This window comes from Flavobacterium sp. 2755 (assembly GCF_031455715.1).
Lineage (GTDB): Bacteria > Bacteroidota > Bacteroidia > Flavobacteriales > Flavobacteriaceae > Flavobacterium.
The window spans coordinates 432,735-449,962 of sequence record NZ_JAVDTG010000005.1 but is presented as its reverse complement, the minus strand read 5'-3'; the positions used below and the strand labels follow the sequence as shown (position 1 = coordinate 449,962).

The 17,228-nt window shown below is 33.3% G+C and carries 17 protein-coding genes and 1 tRNA gene; 10 read left to right on the top strand and 8 right to left on the bottom strand.

What is annotated here, in order from left to right:
* Nucleotides 1-133: 133 nt before the first annotated feature.
* Nucleotides 134-694, bottom strand: a complete 561-nt coding sequence (locus tag J2Y38_RS14755; RefSeq protein WP_309843906.1) for an outer membrane beta-barrel protein — start codon at nucleotides 692-694, stop codon at nucleotides 134-136.
* Between the two features lie 279 nt (nucleotides 695-973).
* Here J2Y38_RS14755 and J2Y38_RS14750 point away from each other — a divergent pair, with 279 nt between their 5' ends.
* The 3 genes from J2Y38_RS14750 (at nucleotide 974) to J2Y38_RS14740 (ending at nucleotide 4,707) form a co-directional block, all read left to right on the top strand.
* Nucleotides 974-1,531, top strand: coding sequence for a porin family protein (locus tag J2Y38_RS14750; RefSeq protein ID WP_309843903.1), 558 nt, complete (start codon nucleotides 974-976; stop codon nucleotides 1,529-1,531).
* 112 nt (nucleotides 1,532-1,643) lie between these two features.
* Nucleotides 1,644-2,057 carry a type II 3-dehydroquinate dehydratase gene (gene aroQ, locus J2Y38_RS14745; RefSeq protein WP_180857410.1) on the top strand — a complete coding sequence of 138 codons (414 nt, stop codon included), beginning with the start codon at nucleotides 1,644-1,646 and terminating at the stop codon, nucleotides 2,055-2,057.
* Nucleotides 2,058-2,217: 160 nt separating this feature from the next.
* Nucleotides 2,218-4,707 (top strand): DUF5686 and carboxypeptidase regulatory-like domain-containing protein, encoded by a 2,490-nt coding sequence (locus tag J2Y38_RS14740; RefSeq protein WP_309843900.1) that lies wholly within the window; start codon nucleotides 2,218-2,220, stop codon nucleotides 4,705-4,707.
* 249 nt (nucleotides 4,708-4,956) lie between these two features.
* Here the strand turns inward: J2Y38_RS14740 and J2Y38_RS14735 are convergent, their stop codons facing one another.
* From J2Y38_RS14735 to J2Y38_RS14720, 4 genes are all read right to left on the bottom strand, one after another.
* Nucleotides 4,957-5,832 carry a cation diffusion facilitator family transporter gene (locus J2Y38_RS14735; protein ID WP_309843897.1) on the bottom strand — a complete coding sequence of 292 codons (876 nt, stop codon included), beginning with the start codon at nucleotides 5,830-5,832 and terminating at the stop codon, nucleotides 4,957-4,959.
* A 68-nt stretch (nucleotides 5,833-5,900) separates the two neighbouring features.
* Nucleotides 5,901-7,214 (bottom strand): UDP-N-acetylglucosamine 1-carboxyvinyltransferase, encoded by a 1,314-nt coding sequence (gene murA, locus J2Y38_RS14730; protein WP_056201282.1) that lies wholly within the window; start codon nucleotides 7,212-7,214, stop codon nucleotides 5,901-5,903.
* 100 nt (nucleotides 7,215-7,314) lie between these two features.
* Nucleotides 7,315-8,037 carry a DUF4290 domain-containing protein gene (locus J2Y38_RS14725; protein WP_073486305.1) on the bottom strand — a complete coding sequence of 241 codons (723 nt, stop codon included), beginning with the start codon at nucleotides 8,035-8,037 and terminating at the stop codon, nucleotides 7,315-7,317.
* 4 nt (nucleotides 8,038-8,041) lie between these two features.
* Nucleotides 8,042-8,338 (bottom strand): DUF493 family protein, encoded by a 297-nt coding sequence (locus tag J2Y38_RS14720; RefSeq protein ID WP_053472805.1) that lies wholly within the window; start codon nucleotides 8,336-8,338, stop codon nucleotides 8,042-8,044.
* 273 nt (nucleotides 8,339-8,611) lie between these two features.
* On the opposite strand from J2Y38_RS14720, the gene J2Y38_RS14715 reads away from it, so the two are divergent.
* The 6 genes from J2Y38_RS14715 to J2Y38_RS14690 all read left to right on the top strand — a co-directional run bounded on the left by J2Y38_RS14715 (nucleotide 8,612) and on the right by J2Y38_RS14690 (nucleotide 14,430).
* The gene (locus J2Y38_RS14715) at nucleotides 8,612-9,523 is read left to right on the top strand and encodes an alpha/beta hydrolase (RefSeq protein ID WP_309843892.1); all 912 of its coding nucleotides are present in this window, start codon (nucleotides 8,612-8,614) and stop codon (nucleotides 9,521-9,523) included.
* Nucleotides 9,524-9,845: 322 nt separating this feature from the next.
* Nucleotides 9,846-10,379: an ATP-binding protein gene (locus tag J2Y38_RS14710; protein ID WP_309843891.1), complete on the top strand. Its 534-nt coding sequence runs from the start codon at nucleotides 9,846-9,848 to the stop codon at nucleotides 10,377-10,379.
* Nucleotides 10,380-10,444: 65 nt separating this feature from the next.
* The gene (locus tag J2Y38_RS14705) at nucleotides 10,445-12,340 is read left to right on the top strand and encodes an ATP-dependent DNA helicase RecQ (protein ID WP_309843888.1); all 1,896 of its coding nucleotides are present in this window, start codon (nucleotides 10,445-10,447) and stop codon (nucleotides 12,338-12,340) included.
* Complete coding sequence (gene fmt, locus J2Y38_RS14700; RefSeq protein WP_309843886.1) at nucleotides 12,340-13,287, top strand: methionyl-tRNA formyltransferase; 948 nt, start codon at nucleotides 12,340-12,342, stop codon at nucleotides 13,285-13,287. The genes J2Y38_RS14705 and fmt overlap by 1 nt, the downstream gene beginning before the upstream one ends.
* 180 nt (nucleotides 13,288-13,467) lie before the next feature.
* Entirely contained in the window at nucleotides 13,468-13,740 is a 273-nt protein-coding gene (locus J2Y38_RS14695; protein ID WP_012022249.1) for an HU family DNA-binding protein, read from the top strand.
* Nucleotides 13,741-13,869: 129 nt separating this feature from the next.
* Nucleotides 13,870-14,430, top strand: a complete 561-nt coding sequence (locus J2Y38_RS14690; protein WP_053472839.1) for a YqgE/AlgH family protein — start codon at nucleotides 13,870-13,872, stop codon at nucleotides 14,428-14,430.
* Here J2Y38_RS14690 and J2Y38_RS14685 read toward each other — a convergent pair.
* Together J2Y38_RS14685 and J2Y38_RS14680 are read right to left on the bottom strand one after the other, a co-directional pair.
* Complete coding sequence (locus J2Y38_RS14685; RefSeq protein ID WP_309843879.1) at nucleotides 14,427-15,263, bottom strand: aminotransferase class IV; 837 nt, start codon at nucleotides 15,261-15,263, stop codon at nucleotides 14,427-14,429. The genes J2Y38_RS14690 and J2Y38_RS14685 overlap by 4 nt on opposite strands.
* Nucleotides 15,264-15,317: 54 nt before the next feature.
* On the bottom strand, nucleotides 15,318-15,710 hold the full coding sequence (locus J2Y38_RS14680; protein WP_026727620.1) for an START-like domain-containing protein: 393 nt from the start codon (nucleotides 15,708-15,710) through the stop codon (nucleotides 15,318-15,320).
* Nucleotides 15,711-15,861: 151 nt separating this feature from the next.
* Here J2Y38_RS14680 and J2Y38_RS14675 point away from each other — a divergent pair.
* Nucleotides 15,862-15,935: transfer RNA gene (locus tag J2Y38_RS14675), tRNA-Met, on the top strand.
* 112 nt (nucleotides 15,936-16,047) lie between these two features.
* Here J2Y38_RS14675 and J2Y38_RS14670 read toward each other — a convergent pair.
* A complete protein-coding gene (locus J2Y38_RS14670; RefSeq protein WP_309843872.1) occupies nucleotides 16,048-16,884 on the bottom strand; it encodes a methyltransferase domain-containing protein in 837 nt (278 codons plus the stop codon).
* Between the last annotated feature and the right edge of the window lie 344 nt (nucleotides 16,885-17,228).

Below are 17,228 nucleotides of genomic sequence, written 5' to 3'. Positions count from 1 at the left end.
GAATTTAACAAATAAAAGACTAATAAGGAGGCAAGCTATTTATAGTGTATATCAATTTATTTTTAAATGAAAAGAAAAAAGCTCCCTCAAAAATGAGGAAGCTTTTAAAAAAACTAACTAAAAATATTTTCTTTTAGAATTTGTAAACAACTCCAAAACTTACATCTCTTAAATCTGTTCCCAAACCAAAAGTATTAGTTTTCTCTGCACCATGACCACCATTGTTATCAACATAATAACCTAAACCAACCCAAGTAGCTTCAATAGCAAAATGATTAGACAAGAAGTAGCTTAAACCTAAACCAATGTTTCCACCAATTGTGTTTGATTTAAAATCACCAGGTTTTACTTTTGAGTTCATGTAGTCAAAACCAGCCTGACCATAAACTGAAAATTGAGAAGCTGGAGTAAAATAGTATCTACCGAAAGCTCCTACTGTAAAGTCATTAGTTTTATTATCACCTTCTTTTGATGTACTAAAACCTAATTTCGCCCCAATAGCAATATTTTCACTCACAAAATAACCAGCACTTGGAACAAGAGTAAAATCACTTGATTTAAAGTCTCCAGTTTTTTGAGAACCTACATTGAAAGCTCCCGAAACAAATACATCACCTTTAGAGAAACCTGTTGTTTGTGCATTTGCAGATGCAAATCCTAATACTGCAATAGCAGCTAAAATAACTTTTTTCATGTTTTATTTTTTTAATTACAATTCAAAACTAAGATTATACTTAATAAAATATAACCCCTAAAAGAAAGAAAAGTATCAAAATAAGACAGAAAGAAACTACAAATATTGATCTGGTTTTCAGTATTTTAAAACAAAAATCATTAATTTAGCATATTAAAAATCTTAAAAAAGTGTGAATTTTAATAATTATCTGAACATCGATATAAAACAATAAATTCAAAATAATGTAGTTTTGAATAAAAAGAATAACATTTAAATACCAAACTAAAAACATTTTTTATGAAGAAAATACTTTTAGCAGCTGTATTGTTCATCGCAACAACGGCTACGATTCAGGCACAATTATTAAAAATTGGGGTTAAAGCAGGGGTTAACTTTGCAAATCAAACTGGAGATTTTCCAGATCAAATTGATAAAGAAGGGATCACTAGTTACCATGCTGGTTTAGTTGCTGAATTAAAATTACTAGACAAATTTTCGATCCAACCAGAACTTTTATATTCAACTACAGGTGCATCATATAAATTTAGCGAAGTAAGTGAAGATATTAAAAACGAACTAGGATATATATCTATTCCGGTAATGGCTAAATTTTATTTGAATAACACATTTAGCTTAGAAGTTGGTCCACAAGCTTCTTTTTTGGTAAGCGAAAAAAATGATTTTGATGTTAAAAACGGAGAAACTTTTGAATTTGGAGTAAATGCAGGGTTAGGAGTAAAACTTACTGAAAACTTCTTTTTACAAGGACGTTACGGGTTAGGCTTAACAGAGGCTTCTAAAGATGCCGATGTTAAAAACTCTGTATTCCAGATTTCAGCTGGATTCATGTTCTAAAAATATATCACATACTTTAATAAAAACCGGTCTATTAATTAGATCGGTTTTTTTATTTTTACACAATTCAATTGCAATAGCAATATCAATATTTCAATAAATAATTTTAAATATGAAAATCTGCATTATCAACGGACCCAATTTGAATCTTTTAGGAAAACGTGAACCGGAAGTTTACGGAAGTCAGACTTTTGAAGATTATTTTGAAACGTTGAAACAAAAATTTCCAAACATTGAACTTTCTTATTATCAAAGTAATATTGAAGGGGAATTAATTGGAAAAATTCAGGATGTTGGTTTTTCATTTGACGGAATTATTCTAAATGCCGGTGCTTATACTCATACTTCTATAGGTTTAGGCGATGCTATGAAAGCAGTTACAACTCCAGTTATCGAAGTACATATTTCTAATACTTATGCCCGCGAAAGTTTCAGACATCAGTCGTATTTGTCTGGAAACGCAAAAGGTGTTATTTTAGGATTTGGATTAAAAAGTTACGAATTAGCGATTCAGTCATTTTTGTAACATAGTGTAACCCTGAGCGAAGTTGAAGGGCTTATCACGCACGAGGGGCTTCGACTTCGCTCAGCCTGACAATTGACTTTGAATTTCCTTATTACAATTTAACAAATTATTAATAAGCTCATTTTCAACTTCTTTTATTTTTGTGAGAGAAACCACTTTCATGAAAAACTACATTTTATTCGCCTTTTTATTTTTTTCGATTTCCAATTTTGCCCAAATCAAAGGAATTATAACCGATGAAAAAGGGAATCCGCTGCCGTTTGTTTCTATTTTTGAAGAGAATACCTATCGCGGAACTACTTCAAACGAACAAGGACAATATCAATTGCAGGTAAAAGAAATTGGTAAAAACAGAATTGTTTTTCAATATCTGGGGTTTAAGACTCAAAAAATAACTGTTTCTGCAGGTTCTAAAACAGTAACTTTAGATGTTAAAATGCAGGAAGAAAGTTTTGACTTAAACGAAGTTGTTATTGATGCTAAAAACAATCCTGCAAACGCAATTATTAAAAGCGCGATTGCAAATCGAAAAGAAAACTCTGAAAAAACAGCCCGTTTTACTGCCGATTTTTATTCGAAAGGAATTTTAAAAGTAAAAGATTTACCTAAAAAAATATTAGGACAAAAAGTAGATCTTGGCCCGGATTTATCTTCAAATTTAGATTCGACAGGAACTGGGATTTTATATTTATCAGAAACTATTTCGAAAGTTTCTTATCAAAAACCAGATAAATTAAAGGAAACTATAATTGCCTCTAAAATTTCCGGAAACAATAAAGGCTTTAGTTATAATACCGCTGCTTTATCAACTTATGATTTCTATGACAATACATTAGAATTTGATGTAAACCTCATCTCTCCTATTGCCAATAATGCTTTCAGTTATTATAAATATAAACTGGAAGGAAGTTTTTATGATGATAATAAACAGCAGATTTATAAAATTAAAGTAATTCCGAAGCGCGATAAAGAACCTGTTTTTGAAGGTTACATTTACATTGTTGATGACAGTTTTGCTATTTATGCCGTTGATTTCGACATAAAAGGTTACCGAATGAAAAATGAATTTACTGAAGTGATGAATTTAAAACAAAGCTTTAGTTACAATCCAAAAAACAAAATCTGGTCAAAAAATGCACAGACACTTTCGTTTAATGCCGGAGGTTTTGGTGTAAAATTTTCAGGTCAGTTTAATTATGTTTATTCCAATTATGAATTTCCGGAGTCGTTTGCCAAGAAAACTTTTGGAAACGAAATCGTAGCTTTTGATTTGAATGCCAATAAAAAAGACGATTCTTTTTGGAATGAAATTCGTCCGATTCCGTTAACGCTTGAAGAAAGTACCGATTACACCAAAAAAGACAGTTTGCAGGTTATTAGAAAATCTAAAAAATACACTGATTCTATTGATGCAAAAAATAATAAGTTTAAAATTTTGGATATTCTTGGCGGTTACGATTATAAAAATACGTTTAAGAAATACTCTTTTACGTTTGACGGCTTGCTAAGTCCTACATCTTTAAGTTTTAATACCGTTCAGGGATTTAATTTTGGAACTGGATTTTCATTTAAAAAATGGAATGAAGAAAAAGGAAAAAGCACTTCAATAAGTACAGATTTCAATTATGGTTTTTCTGATGAAAGACTTCGTGTTACTGGCGAATTCAGCCACCGATTTAATACTATTAATTACGCCACGATTTCGGCTTCTGGAGGAACAAAAACAGCACAGTTTAATAGTGCAGAACCTATTACCAAATTGATCAATTCTGTAAGTTCGTTGTTTTTTAAAGACAATTATATGAAATTGTATAATTTGGAATTTGCTCAAATTAACTATGCGCAAGATGTCGCAAACGGACTAAATTTAAACGCAAGAGTAGCTTACGAACAAAGAAAACCTCTTTTTAATACAACCGATTATTCGTTCTTTAAAAGAGATGATATTTATTCGTCAAATAATCCGCTGGCGCCAAATGATTTCAATACACCTGCTTTTAATCAGCATCATTTAATGAAAGCTAATTTGACTGCCAGAATTAATTTTGGAAACAAATACATTTCAAGACCAGACGGAAGGTATAATTTTAAAGATGAAAAATATCCAACTGTATTTTTAGCTTTTGAAAAGGCATTTGCCGCAAGTGAAAAAAAGTACGAGTTTGAACGAATTGGAGCTGCTGTTCAATATGATTTAAAATTAAATAACAAAGGTGTTTTAGGAATGAATTTTAAAGCCGGTAAATTCTTTAATGCCGAAAATATTTCTTTTATAGATTACAGGCATTTTAACGGAAACCAAACTCACATTGGAACCAGCGATCGTTATTTGAATGTTTTCAATTTAATGCCGTATTATGACAATAGTACAAACGATAGTTATTTTGAAATGCATTTAGAACATAACGATATGGGATTTGTAACAAATAAAATTCCACTTTTGAATCTTTTAAAATCAACAATGAATCTTGGTTTTCATTCGCTGGCAATTCCGGATCGTAAACCGTATACTGAATTTACAGTTGGTTTAGATAATCTAGGTTTCGGGAAATTTAAGTTATTTAGAATTGATTACGTGCATTCTTACCAAGGTGGAATCCAGCAAAATGGTGTTGTGTTTGGGCTGAAGATTTTGAATGTTCTTAACTAAGGTGCTAAGGTTCTGAGATGCTAAGATTCTAAGTTTTTTTTCTTTTGAGTTATAAAACATCTTAAATAATAAAAAAATCCGCTTATGTCAAATCTCGGTGTAACCAGACTGGACATAAGCGGATTTTTTTTCAAAGTTTGAAGATCTTTACGCGGGCTTCGACTTCGCTCAGCCTGACAAAAAATCAGACTAGATCCCTAAAAGAAAACTTAGAATCTTAGCATCTCAGAACCTTAGCAACTTAGAATCTCAATGATAATCATCCGGTTCGATATGTATCAAAACATTTCCTAACTGCGGAATTTTCTCTTTTAAAGTATCTTGCAATTTATGAGATAAATCATGTCCTTCTTTTACTGAAATTTTTGCCGAAACAATAGCGTGAAGATCTACATGATAACGCATTCCGGCTTTTCTGATGAAACATTTTTCGGTTCCGAGGATTCCGGGTACTGTCAGTGCTTTTACACGAATTTCTTCAACTAAATCATCGTTCATGTTTTCATCCATGATTTCGCCAAGCGCAGGTCTGAAAATTTTATAACAATTATACAGGATAAAAAAAGCAGCAAACAGCGCCGCCCAATCGTCTGCAGATTCGTAACCTTTACCCATAATCAGTGCAATCGAAATTCCGATAAATGCCGCAACCGAAGTTACAGCATCACTGCGATGGTGCCAGGCATCTGCCGCAAGAGACGAACTATTGGTTTCTTTACTTCGTTTCATCACTAAACGATACGAGTATTCTTTCCAAATAATTATAGCTCCTAAAACATATAATGTCCATGATTTTGGCAAATCATGCGACGATTGAATATTGGCAATACTTTCGTACCCAATAATTGTTGCCGAAGTAATTAAAAATCCAACGACCAAAAAAGTAATTAAAGGTTCTGCACGGCCGTGACCGTAAGGATGGTTTTCATCTGCCGGTTTATTAGAATATTTGATTCCGAATAAAACCAAACAGGACGAAAATATGTCTGCTGTTGATTCGATTGCATCTGCAATCAAGGCGTATGAATTGCCAAAAAAACCTGCCAAACCTTTTATCAAGGCCAAGCAGGTGTTTCCGACTATACTAAAGATAGTAGCTTTTATAGCTTTTTTTTCATCTGTCATTATAGAAAATTATTTTTCGCCACGAATTACTTTAGATAATCTTAGATTAAATTCGTGGCAAATAATTTTTATGCTCTTACAATTTTTGCTCCAATAGCTCTTAAACGCTCATCGATACGCTCGTATCCACGGTCAATTTGTTCGATATTTTGAATTGTACTTGTTCCTTTTGCAGAAAGCGCCGCAATCAATAATGAAATTCCCGCACGAATATCAGGAGAAGACATTGTAGTTGCTTTTAATTGAGATTCAAAATTATGTCCCATAACCACAGCTCTATGCGGGTCACATAACATGATTTTTGCTCCCATGTCGATTAATTTATCCACGAAAAACAAACGGCTTTCGAACATTTTTTGGTGAATCAAAACATCACCTTTTGCCTGTGTTGCTACAACCAAAACAATACTTAATAAGTCAGGTGTAAATCCTGGCCAAGGTGCATCCGCAATTGTTAAGATAGATCCGTCAATGTCTGTTTTTACTTCATATCCGTCTTTGTGAGCCGGAATATAAATATCGTCGTTACGTTTTTCAATAGTAATTCCTAATTTTCTAAATGTATTTGGGATCAAACCTAAATTTTCCCAGCTTACATTTTTGATCGTGATTTCACTTTTTGTCATAGCCGCAAGACCAATCCAAGAACCAATCTCGATCATATCAGGAAGGATTCTGTGCTCACATCCACCAAGGCTTTCAACGCCTTCGATAGTTAATAAGTTAGAACCAACTCCAGTGATTTTAGCTCCCATAGAGTTTAACATTTTACATAACTGTTGTAAGTAAGGCTCACATGCAGCGTTGTAAACAGTTGTTTGTCCTTTTGCCAAAACCGCAGCCATTACAATATTTGCAGTTCCAGTTACAGAAGCTTCGTCAAGAAGCATATCTGTTCCTTGCAGTCCTTCTTCTGGAGATTCAACCCCGTAAAAGTGATCTTCTCTGTTATATCTAAATTTTGCACCAAGGTTAATAAAACCTTCAAAGTGAGTATCTAATCTACGACGGCCAATTTTATCTCCTCCCGGTTTTGGAATATATCCTTTTCCGAAACGTGCTAAAAGCGGTCCAACAATCATAATAGAACCACGAAGCGCTCCACCTTCTTTTTTGAAAGCTTCTGTTTCTAAATATCCAACATTAACCTCATCGGCTTGAAACGTAATCGAACCCGGTTCATTGCGTTGAATTTTTACACCTAAATTACCCAGCAAAGTGATTAATTTATTGATGTCAATAATATCGGGAATATTATTAATTCTTACTTTATCTCCCGTTAAAAGCACGGCACATAAAATTTGTAATGCCTCGTTTTTTGCTCCTTGCGGAGTGATTTCTCCTTTTAAAGGAATTCCTCCTTCGATTTTAAAAATTCCCATAGATTTTTTTTAGGTTCTTCTTTTTAAGATTCTAAGACTCTGAGATTCTAAGACTCTAAGAAAAAACTTAGCAGCTTAGTATCTTAGCAACTTAGAGACTTTACTTCTGATTATTGTTTTTTTGAAAAGTTTTAGGTTTACCGCCTTTATTATTGTTTTTGTTGTTTTGAATTTTAGGCTGTCCTGCAGGTGTAATTTTGTTTGATACACGTTTGTTTGTACGCATTAAATCTGTTGTGTTTAACAGTTCTTCTGTACTGTGCAGCAAGTTGATTTTTCCTCCGGACAATTCATATAAATGTTCAAAAATAACATCGTCTTTTACTGTGTCTTTGTTCCAGCTCAAAAATGATTTTTTCATGTGGTTGGCAATTACCATAACCAATGCATTTTTCATTTCTCCATCTTCCCATTTATTAGCAACATCAATCATGTATTTGATATTGTTTCCGTAAAATCTGTATTTTGGAAAATTCTGAGGATATTGTAAAACATCTGGCTTTAACTGCAATACATCTCTTGAAGGAATTGGGTACGGAGATTCTACATTCAATTTAAAATCAGACATAATAAAAAGCTGATCCCATAATTTATGCTGAAAATCCGGCACATCACGCAAATGCGGATTTAAGCTTCCCATAACCTGAATGATATATTTCGCCGCTTTGTTGCGTGTTTCATCATCTTCGATTGCAGTAGCCTGATCGATCAGTTTTTGTAAATGACGACCGTACTCCGGAATAATCAAACGCTGTCTTTCAGAATTGTATTCTAAATTATACACAACGTCATTTGCGACTTCTTTTTTATATTTTTCGACCATAAGTTTATAATGAAACTATACCTTCTATTGTAGAAACTTCTTTGTATTTGCCAATCACCTCATCAGAGCTGTTCATGGTAACATCTACAGAAACACTGGTAAATTTACCAGTTTTTGATTTTGTTGTTTTAATAACCGCGCCCATTCTGTCAAAAGCTTTTTCAACACGTTCTACATTATCACCCACAGAAGGTACAATGAATTTGTACAAATATTCTGCTGGCCAAGTATTTGCGTTGTCTAATTCGACTTTTAATCTTTCGAAAAATTCGGCGGTATTTTTTTCTTTATCGTTCTCCATTCGTAATTAAAAATAAACGCAAATATACGGTTTTGATTTCAGATTTTAGATTTTAGATTTTAGATTTTTTTCGTTGGAGAAACTGTAGATTTTTTGCCACGAATTTCACTAATTTACACTAATTATTATTGAGGTGAATATCTTCCTGAATTTTGCTGGCTTTTGATTAATTTTAAAATTAAAATTCGTGAAATTCGTGGCAAACCTTTATATTTGAAATACTTTGCTATTTCACTTCCGGTAATTATCGGAATCAAACTAAACCACATTATAATGAAAAAAATCCTTTTACTTTTTATTGCACTTACAATCAATAATATTCACGCACAAGAAGTTAAAACTCTAACCTATTTTCAAAATGACACTTTAAAACTGGATTTGGATTTATATCTGCCAAAGAAAAAATCTAACGAAAAAATTCCGTTGATTATGTTTGCTTTTGGCGGCGGATTTTCTGGCGGAGAACGCACCAGCGAAAAAGAATTTGGGATGTTTATGGCGCAAAATGGCTATGCGGTTGCCAGCATTTCGTACAGTTTATATATGAAAGGAAAAGATTTTGGATGCAAAGGTGTTTTAACCGAAAAGATAAAAGCGATTCAAATTGGCGTGAGCGATATGTGGCAGGCTACTTCCTTTTTAATTGAAAACGCAGACAAATACAATCTTGATTCTTCTAAAATCTTTATTTCGGGAATTAGTGCCGGAGCAGAAATTGGTTTTCACGCTTCATTTTGGGATTATAAACTCATGAATCTATACAAAAGCAATTTGCCGGAAAACTTTAAATATACAGGATTTATTGGAGGTTCTGGTGCTATTCAGGACATCAATTTGATTACCAAAGAAAAAGCTATCCCTATGTTATTGGCACACGGAAGTAACGACGACACCGTTCCTTATAGTGCGGGTTCGCATCGCTCCTGCCCGACAAATGCTTCGGGATGGTTAATTTTATTTGGTTCCTACGCAGTTTACAATCATATGCAGGATTTACACAAAGATGTTGAGCTGATTACTTTCTGTGGCGGCGGACATGAATTCTCCGGTTATCTTTTTCATGACGGACAACAATATGTTCTGGACTTTGTAAATGATGTTTTGAAAGGAAAGAAATTTGAATCGCATTTGATTGTTCCTTCTAAAAAAGGAAAAGGCTCTGGGAAATATTTGTTTTGTGATTAAAAAATTGGATTGCGCCAAAATAATCAACATTATAAACTGGACTGAAGTCCAGCCCTACAATATTTGGCGAGCCTATAGCTCTCTTTTCCAATATAGTTCAAGAAGAACAATTTATATTATAGAGGTGAATTTCAATCCAGTTACCACAATATTTAAAGAACTCACAGCTCTTTTCACACTTTAGTTCCGAAGGAACGATCCATATTGTAGAGCTGGACTTCAGTCCAGTTTACAGTCAAAAATGCTAAATTATTCGCTCTTGATAAATATTCTTTTTAAATACGAATAAGTTTAGGTAAATTTGCGCTTTATTTTTAGAATAGTGCAAAAACAAATCATAGTTCTCATTGGCGGTCCTGGTACAGGAAAATCTACGCTTATAAACGAATTAGTCGCTCGTGGCTATTGTTGTTACCCTGAAATTTCCAGAGAAGTTACACTCGAAGCCCAAAAAAGAGGCGTTGAGCAATTGTTCTTGGAACAGCCTTTATTGTTTAGCGAAATGCTTTTGGAAGGGCGTATTCAGCAATTTGAAAACGCTAAAAAAGAACCCGATACTATCGTTTTTATAGATCGCGGTATTCCTGATGTTGTGGCTTATATGGATTATATTGGCGATGAATATCCCGCAGATTTTGTAAAAGCATGCGAGGATTATAAATATTCTAAAACTTTTATTTTACCGCCTTGGGAAGAAATTTATCAGAGCGACACGGAGCGTTATGAAAATTTTGAACAGGCACTTACCATTCAGAAACACTTAATTGAAACGTACAAAAAATACGGTTACGATTTAATTGAGGTTCCGAAAGATACGGTTGAAAACAGAATTCTTTATATCTTAGACAAAATTTAGCAGCCGGTTTTAAAGTTGTAAAACTAGAAACTGATTTCTACATTTTTAACTTTAAAACAGAGGCCATGCAGGACGCACAGGAAATTCTTTTAAAATACTGGAAACACCAAAGTTTCCGACCGTTGCAAAAAGAAATTATTGATTCGGTTTTAGAAGGGCAAGACACTTTTGCACTGCTGCCAACCGGAGGCGGAAAATCGATTTGTTTTCAGGTTCCTGCCATGATGCGCGAAGGAATTTGTCTGGTAGTTTCTCCTTTGATTGCCTTGATGAAAGATCAGGTAGCGAATTTGCAGAAAAGAGATATTAAAGCAATTGCTCTTACAGGCGGAATTCATACGGAAGAAATTATTGATCTTCTGGATAACTGCCAATTCGGAAATTATAAATTCCTTTATCTTTCTCCAGAACGTTTACAGTCTGACTGGATTTTAGAACGCATTAAAAACCTTCCTATAAATTTAATTGCTATTGACGAAGCGCATTGTGTTTCGCAATGGGGCCACGATTTTAGACCGGCTTATTTAAAAATTTCTGAACTTAAAAAATACTTTCCTAAAATTCCATTTTTGGCTTTAACAGCAACTGCGACCCCACGAGTTGTAGAAGATATTAAAACCGAATTAGGTTTAAAAGATACCAAACTTTTTCAACAGTCTTTTGAAAGAAAGAATATTGCGTACATGGTTTTTGAAGTTGAAGACAAATTGTATCGCGTTGAGCAGATTTTGAAGAAAAATCCGCAGCCATCTATTATATATGTACGTAACAGAAAATCGTGTTTGAATATGTCAACGCAATTGCAATCGTTAGGATTTCGGGCAACATATTATCATGGCGGACTCTCGGCTCAGGAAAAAGATAAGAATATGCAGTTGTGGATGTCGGAACAAGCACAGGTTATTGTTGCCACCAATGCCTTTGGAATGGGAATTGACAAAGACAACGTAAAAACAGTTATCCATACGCAATTACCAGAAAACATAGAAAATTATTACCAGGAATCTGGAAGAGCGGGACGAAATGGCGAAAAGTCGTTTTCGGTTTTATTGTTTAATAATTCAGATGCAAATCAAACAGAGCAGCAGTTTATAAGTGTTCTTCCTGATAAAAAGTTCCTTAAAACGATGTACATCAAATTGTGCAATTATTTCCAGATTGCTTATGGCGAAGGCTTAGATGATTCGTATTCTTTTAAAATGAATCATTTTTGCCATAAATATGACTTCCCTACTTTAAAAACGTATAATTCTTTACAGTTTTTGAATCAACAGGGAATTATCACCATGTCTCAGGAATTTTCAGAAAAAGTTTCCATGCAGTTTTTAATTGAATCGAAAGAAGTACTTCGATATATGAGTCTGAATCCGAATGATGAAGAAATTATTCTGGCGATTTTAAGAACGTATCCGGGAATTCATGAAATGAAAACTCCGCTTAATCTTTCGTTGATTGCAAAAAAATCAAATCATACCGAAGAACAGGTTACGAATCTTTTAGAAAAACTGAAAGAGAAAGATATTATTGAATACAAATCTAAAAACAACGACGCTACGATTTTATTTAATGAAGTCCGTGAAGATGATTTGACAATAAACCGGGTTTCTAAATATCTGGAAAAACAAAACAAATTAAAACGTGATCAGCTTTCGTCTGTACTCTATTATATAAAGGAAGACAAAACATGCAAGAACAGATTAGTTTTGGATTATTTTGGAGAGGAAACCAAATCGAATTGCGGCGTTTGTTCTTTCTGTATTACTCAAAAAGGAAAAATCACTGAAGCCGATTCAATTGCTGATAAAATTCTTCACTTATTAAAAGCAACTGCACTAACTTCGCGCGAAATTCAGAATCAAATAAAATTAGATGCTAAAGATGTTATATTAGTTCTTCAGGAATTACTGGAAAACAATCATATCATTATTTTAGCCAATAATAAATACGCTTTAAAATCATAATGGAAAAATTACGAATTATATTTATGGGAACTCCGGAGTTTGCAGTTGGCATTCTGGACACCATTATTAAAAACAATTACGATGTTGTTGGTGTTATTACAGCGGCAGACAAACCGGCTGGACGCGGACAAAAAATAAAATATTCGGCTGTTAAGGAATATGCCCTGGCAAATAATCTTACTCTATTACAGCCTACAAATTTAAAAGACGAAAGTTTTTTAGCCGAATTAAAAGCTTTGAATGCCAATTTGCAAATTGTTGTTGCTTTTAGAATGTTACCAAAAGTAGTTTGGGAAATGCCAAGTTTAGGAACATTTAATCTTCATGCTTCTTTATTACCAAATTATCGTGGTGCAGCTCCTATAAATTGGGCTATTATTAATGGAGAAACTAAAACCGGAGTTACTACATTTTTTATCGATGATAAAATCGATACCGGGGCTATGATTTTAAATTCGGAAATTGCTATTGAACCTAAAGAAAATGCCGGACAGCTGCACGACCGATTAATGCATTTAGGAAGTACAACGGTTATTGATACTTTAAAAGTTATTGAAAACGGAAATGTTACTACAACAATCCAGGAAGATAATGCCGATATTAAAACCGCTTATAAACTAAATAAGGAGAATTGTAAAATTGACTGGACAAAACCCGGAGATGAAATCAATAATCTAATTCGCGGCTTAAGTCCTTATCCTGCAGCATGGTGTTTTTTGAAAGATAAAAACGAAGAATTAAATATAAAGATATATGAAGCCAAACTGGTTTCAGAGGATCATTCTTATGAAGCTGGAACTTTAATTAGTAACAAAAAAGAAATCAAAATTGCAATAAAAGAGGGCTTCATTCAGTTATTAAGTCTACAATTACCTGGTAAGAAACGAATGCAAGTAGCAGAATTGTTAAATGGGATAACTTTTTCTGATAGCGCAAAGGTCTATTAAAGTCAGTAAAACAGGGGTTTCTACCTGTTTTTGATCGATGAACAACACGCTTTATGAACAAAAAAAACAAGTTATCAACAATTATTGCTAAAATTAGAGAAAACACTTGCACGCAACGGATTTCCTACTAAATTTGTGTATTAACAATTTTTTTTAACCAACAATTAATAACTAATTATTATGAACAAATCAGAATTAATCGATGCTATCGCTGCTGATGCAGGAATTACAAAAGCTGCGGCTAAATTAGCTTTAGAGTCATTTTTAGGAAACGTAGGAACTACTTTGAAAAAAGGCGGAAGAATTTCATTAGTAGGTTTCGGATCTTGGTCAGTATCTGCGAGAGCTGCTAGAGACGGTAGAAATCCTCAAACAGGAAAAACTATCAAAATTGCTGCAAAAAATGTAGTAAAATTCAAAGCTGGAGCTGAATTAGAAGGTGCAGTGAACTAAGTAAGAAAGTTCTCTAAACTAAATAATATAATTAAGACCCTCCTTATGGAGGGTTTTTTTGTGCGGTTTAACGATTTTTTTTGTGAATTTAAAAAATTTATGATTAAATTTAATAAAAATTGTAGCCGTATGATTTCAGAAAAATTAAAAAAAGGACACCTGCTTATTGCCGAGCCTTCAATAATTGGAGATTTATCATTCAACAGATCGGTAATTTTATTAGCAGACCATAACAAAGAAGGATCAATAGGTTTTATCATTAATAAACCATTAAAATACACTATTAATGATTTAATACCTGAAATTGAAGCCAGCTTTAAAATATATAACGGAGGCCCAGTTGAACAAGACAATCTGTACTTCATTCATAATATTCCTGACTTGATCCCGAATAGTGTCGAGATTTCTAACGGAATTTATTGGGGAGGAGATTTCGAATCAACCAAAGACTTAATTAACGACGGATCGATCAATAAGAACAATATTCGTTTTTTCTTAGGTTATACTGGTTGGGACGAAAATCAGCTTGAAAACGAAATGCAGGGCAACTCCTGGATCATTGCTGACAATAATTACAAAAACAAAATTATTGGAAAATCTACTACCCATTTCTGGAAAGAGCAGATTATTGAACTTGGCGGTGATTATGTTATTTGGTCAAATGCACCTGAAAACCCATATCTGAATTAATTTTCGGATATGGATTCATTTAGTTTCTGTACTAATAAATGAGCCAGATTACTTGTAAACTCTTTTTTTCGGTATTTGCTTATCGGTTGTATCCCTGTGATTACATTTGTCAAGAATAATTCATCTGCTTTTTGAAGATCAAACGGCGAAATTATTTCTTCCACGACTTCTATACCTTCAACTTTCTTAGCTAAAGCTAAAACCTGCTTGCGCATAATTCCATTTAAACATCCTTCAGAAATTGGAGGTGTAATTAATTTTTTGCCAGAAACCATAAATAAATTTCCCTGCAAAGCTTCGACAACATTTTTAGTATCGTTTACTAAAATACAATTCGCTAATCCGTTTTCATGGGCAAAAATACTTCCGGTAACATTAATCATTTTATTAGTCGTTTTAATCGACGATAATAATTGTTTTGTTACATAGAAGTCTTTATATAAATCAACTTCGTATTCGGCCGTATTTAAAGCGTATAAAGTATTGTCAAGCTGTGTTGCATGAATTAAAAAAGAAACTTCATTCGTTTTTGGCAGATACAAACCACCATCGTTTCTAAAAACAGTTATTCTGGCTCTTGCCGATGAAGCAATGTTCTTTTGCTGCACAAGATTTAAAATCTGTTCTTCAAAATATTCCATTGTAAAATTCATGGGAATTTCCATTCTAACAACACGCATTGAAGCCATTAACCTGAAATAATGATCTTCGAGAAACAAGATTTTATTGTTGATTATTTTTACTGTTTCAAAAACGCCGTCTCCGTATAAAAAGGCACGATTTTGAGTTAGTATATTTTCTTCTTGTGCAATGTTTCCGTTAAAATTGATCATAAAAAAACCCTGAATTTTGTTCAGGGCAAATATAAGGCATAAAATAGACTTTTACTAAACAGATCCTATAAGATGTTTTAGGTCTGAGATTTGATTCTCCCACAATTGTTTAGCTTCGCCTACTTCTTCTTTTTCTGCAAAATCGACTACCATTAATGATACATCCTTAGTTAATTCATCAACTAAAATATGGAGTTCAAAAAAGTATTCAGTATCCTTACTGCTTTCATCAACCCATTTAAACTTTACTTTTTCACCTGTTTTTTTAGAAGCAAGACGTGCTTTTTCCTGCGAATCGTTCCAGATGAAAGTAAAAAATTCACCTCTTGAATTAACATTGTCAGCAAACCATTCTGATAAACCTGACGGAGTTGATATATATTGATACAATAATTGTGGCGAAGAATTGATCGGAAACTCGATTTCGTAACGTATTTTTGAATCCATGTGCTACTTTTAATTTTTTCGAAATATAAGAATATATGTCCAAAAACAATGCGTTTTTAAAAATATTTTTTTTTCTTCATTTTATTCTTGTAAGCTTTAATATTATTTCTATCTTTGCACCCGCAATCAGGAATTCAATGATAGCAGTCCAGGCGAGGTAGCTCAGTTGGTTAGAGCGCAGGATTCATAACCCTGAGGTCACGGGTTCAACTCCCGTCCTCGCTACAAAAAGGCAAAACCCTTAAACAGAAATGTTTAAGGGTTTTTTATTTGGGTTAATCCGGAATCTTTGCATAAAAAAAGTATTTATCACTTTATGACTAATATCTTGAAAAGATTATTTTACTCCTAAGACCACAAAAGAGTTTCCTTCTATAATAACTTTATCCGGATACGCTTTTTGAACGATTTCTAAAACTTCAGTTTTAATTTTTTGCCGCATTTGATCATCTGCATTGCTTAAAGCTGCTACTACCGGAGCTGCAATTTCAGTCATCATGCTCCAGTATCTTTCCGGAGTTTGACAATTTAATTCTCCCTGTACTTCATAAGCCTTGATTTCTTTAAAACCTGCTTTATGAAATAAATCTTCTATTAATCCGGATTTTGCACATCTAAAAACACCCGGAGCATCAGGATTGGGTGGAGGCAATTCCATATTCCTGTTAATTGCCCCTCCAATAGCAGTGACCCAAAAGTTTTTTTCGGGAATATCCCAAACAGAGGTTACAACTCTGCCGCCAGGTTTAAGAACCCTAAAAATTTCTTTTGCGGCTAACTCCATATCCGGAAAAAACATAAAGCCTAAACGGCAGCTGACTGCGTCAAAAGATTCATCAGAAAAAGGAAGTTCACAAACGTCGCAATTCACAAAATCAACGTTTTTTATGCCTCTATTTTCAGCATTCTCATTTGCTATTATCAGCATATCATTAGATAAATCTGTAATGGTTACTTTTTTAGCATATTTTGCTATACTAAGTGCCGGCTCACCTGTTCCGGATGCAATATCCAAAACATGATCTGTTGTTTTCAAATCAAGCAGATCAATCATTTTTTCTCCCATTGGTTTAAGAAAATCCATCATTTCCTTATCCCATTTTTTCCAGCCCGGAGAAAATTTATTCCATGAAGTTTTTTGCTGTTCCCGAATTTCCTGAAGATGTTTTTCCATAGCTCCTATTGTTTAATGTTTGTAATTTTAATTAATAATTCAATTCTTAATCATTACTGCAAACGTTTCGGGGCTAAGCGTTAAGCGATTTTTTTATTTATGAAGTCATCAAAGGTAAAAAATCTCAACACGAAATCAATATAAAACACTGAAAATTTGATAGTTACACTCTTAAACAAATAAACCTTGAAAAGAGCTGGATTTATATTCTTGAAGAAATTAACAACCCAAAAAAAAGCATATCTAAAAAAAAAACATTCAGAGATTTATAAATAAAATAAATCTCTGAATGTATAAGTGAGTAAAATTTTCCTCTTTCTGATAGAAAATCTTTAAATAAAATA

Bases quoted from the DNA above. Each gene is read 5' to 3' on its own strand.
- J2Y38_RS14755 (WP_309843906.1), bottom strand. From the start codon at position 694: ATGAAAAAAGTTATTTTAGCTGCTATTGCAGTATTAGGATTTGCATCT.
- J2Y38_RS14750 (WP_309843903.1), top strand. From the start codon at position 974: ATGAAGAAAATACTTTTAGCAGCTGTATTGTTCATCGCAACAACGGCT.
- aroQ (WP_180857410.1), top strand. From the start codon at position 1,644: ATGAAAATCTGCATTATCAACGGACCCAATTTGAATCTTTTAGGAAAA.
- J2Y38_RS14740 (WP_309843900.1), top strand. From the start codon at position 2,218: ATGAAAAACTACATTTTATTCGCCTTTTTATTTTTTTCGATTTCCAAT.
- J2Y38_RS14735 (WP_309843897.1), bottom strand. From the start codon at position 5,832: ATGACAGATGAAAAAAAAGCTATAAAAGCTACTATCTTTAGTATAGTC.
- murA (WP_056201282.1), bottom strand. From the start codon at position 7,214: ATGGGAATTTTTAAAATCGAAGGAGGAATTCCTTTAAAAGGAGAAATC.
- J2Y38_RS14725 (WP_073486305.1), bottom strand. From the start codon at position 8,037: ATGGTCGAAAAATATAAAAAAGAAGTCGCAAATGACGTTGTGTATAAT.
- J2Y38_RS14720 (WP_053472805.1), bottom strand. From the start codon at position 8,338: ATGGAGAACGATAAAGAAAAAAATACCGCCGAATTTTTCGAAAGATTA.
- J2Y38_RS14715 (WP_309843892.1), top strand. From the start codon at position 8,612: ATGAAAAAAATCCTTTTACTTTTTATTGCACTTACAATCAATAATATT.
- J2Y38_RS14705 (WP_309843888.1), top strand. From the start codon at position 10,445: ATGCAGGACGCACAGGAAATTCTTTTAAAATACTGGAAACACCAAAGT.
- fmt (WP_309843886.1), top strand. From the start codon at position 12,340: ATGGAAAAATTACGAATTATATTTATGGGAACTCCGGAGTTTGCAGTT.
- J2Y38_RS14695 (WP_012022249.1), top strand. From the start codon at position 13,468: ATGAACAAATCAGAATTAATCGATGCTATCGCTGCTGATGCAGGAATT.
- J2Y38_RS14690 (WP_053472839.1), top strand. From the start codon at position 13,870: ATGATTTCAGAAAAATTAAAAAAAGGACACCTGCTTATTGCCGAGCCT.
- J2Y38_RS14685 (WP_309843879.1), bottom strand. From the start codon at position 15,263: ATGATCAATTTTAACGGAAACATTGCACAAGAAGAAAATATACTAACT.
- J2Y38_RS14680 (WP_026727620.1), bottom strand. From the start codon at position 15,710: ATGGATTCAAAAATACGTTACGAAATCGAGTTTCCGATCAATTCTTCG.
- J2Y38_RS14670 (WP_309843872.1), bottom strand. From the start codon at position 16,884: ATGGAAAAACATCTTCAGGAAATTCGGGAACAGCAAAAAACTTCATGG.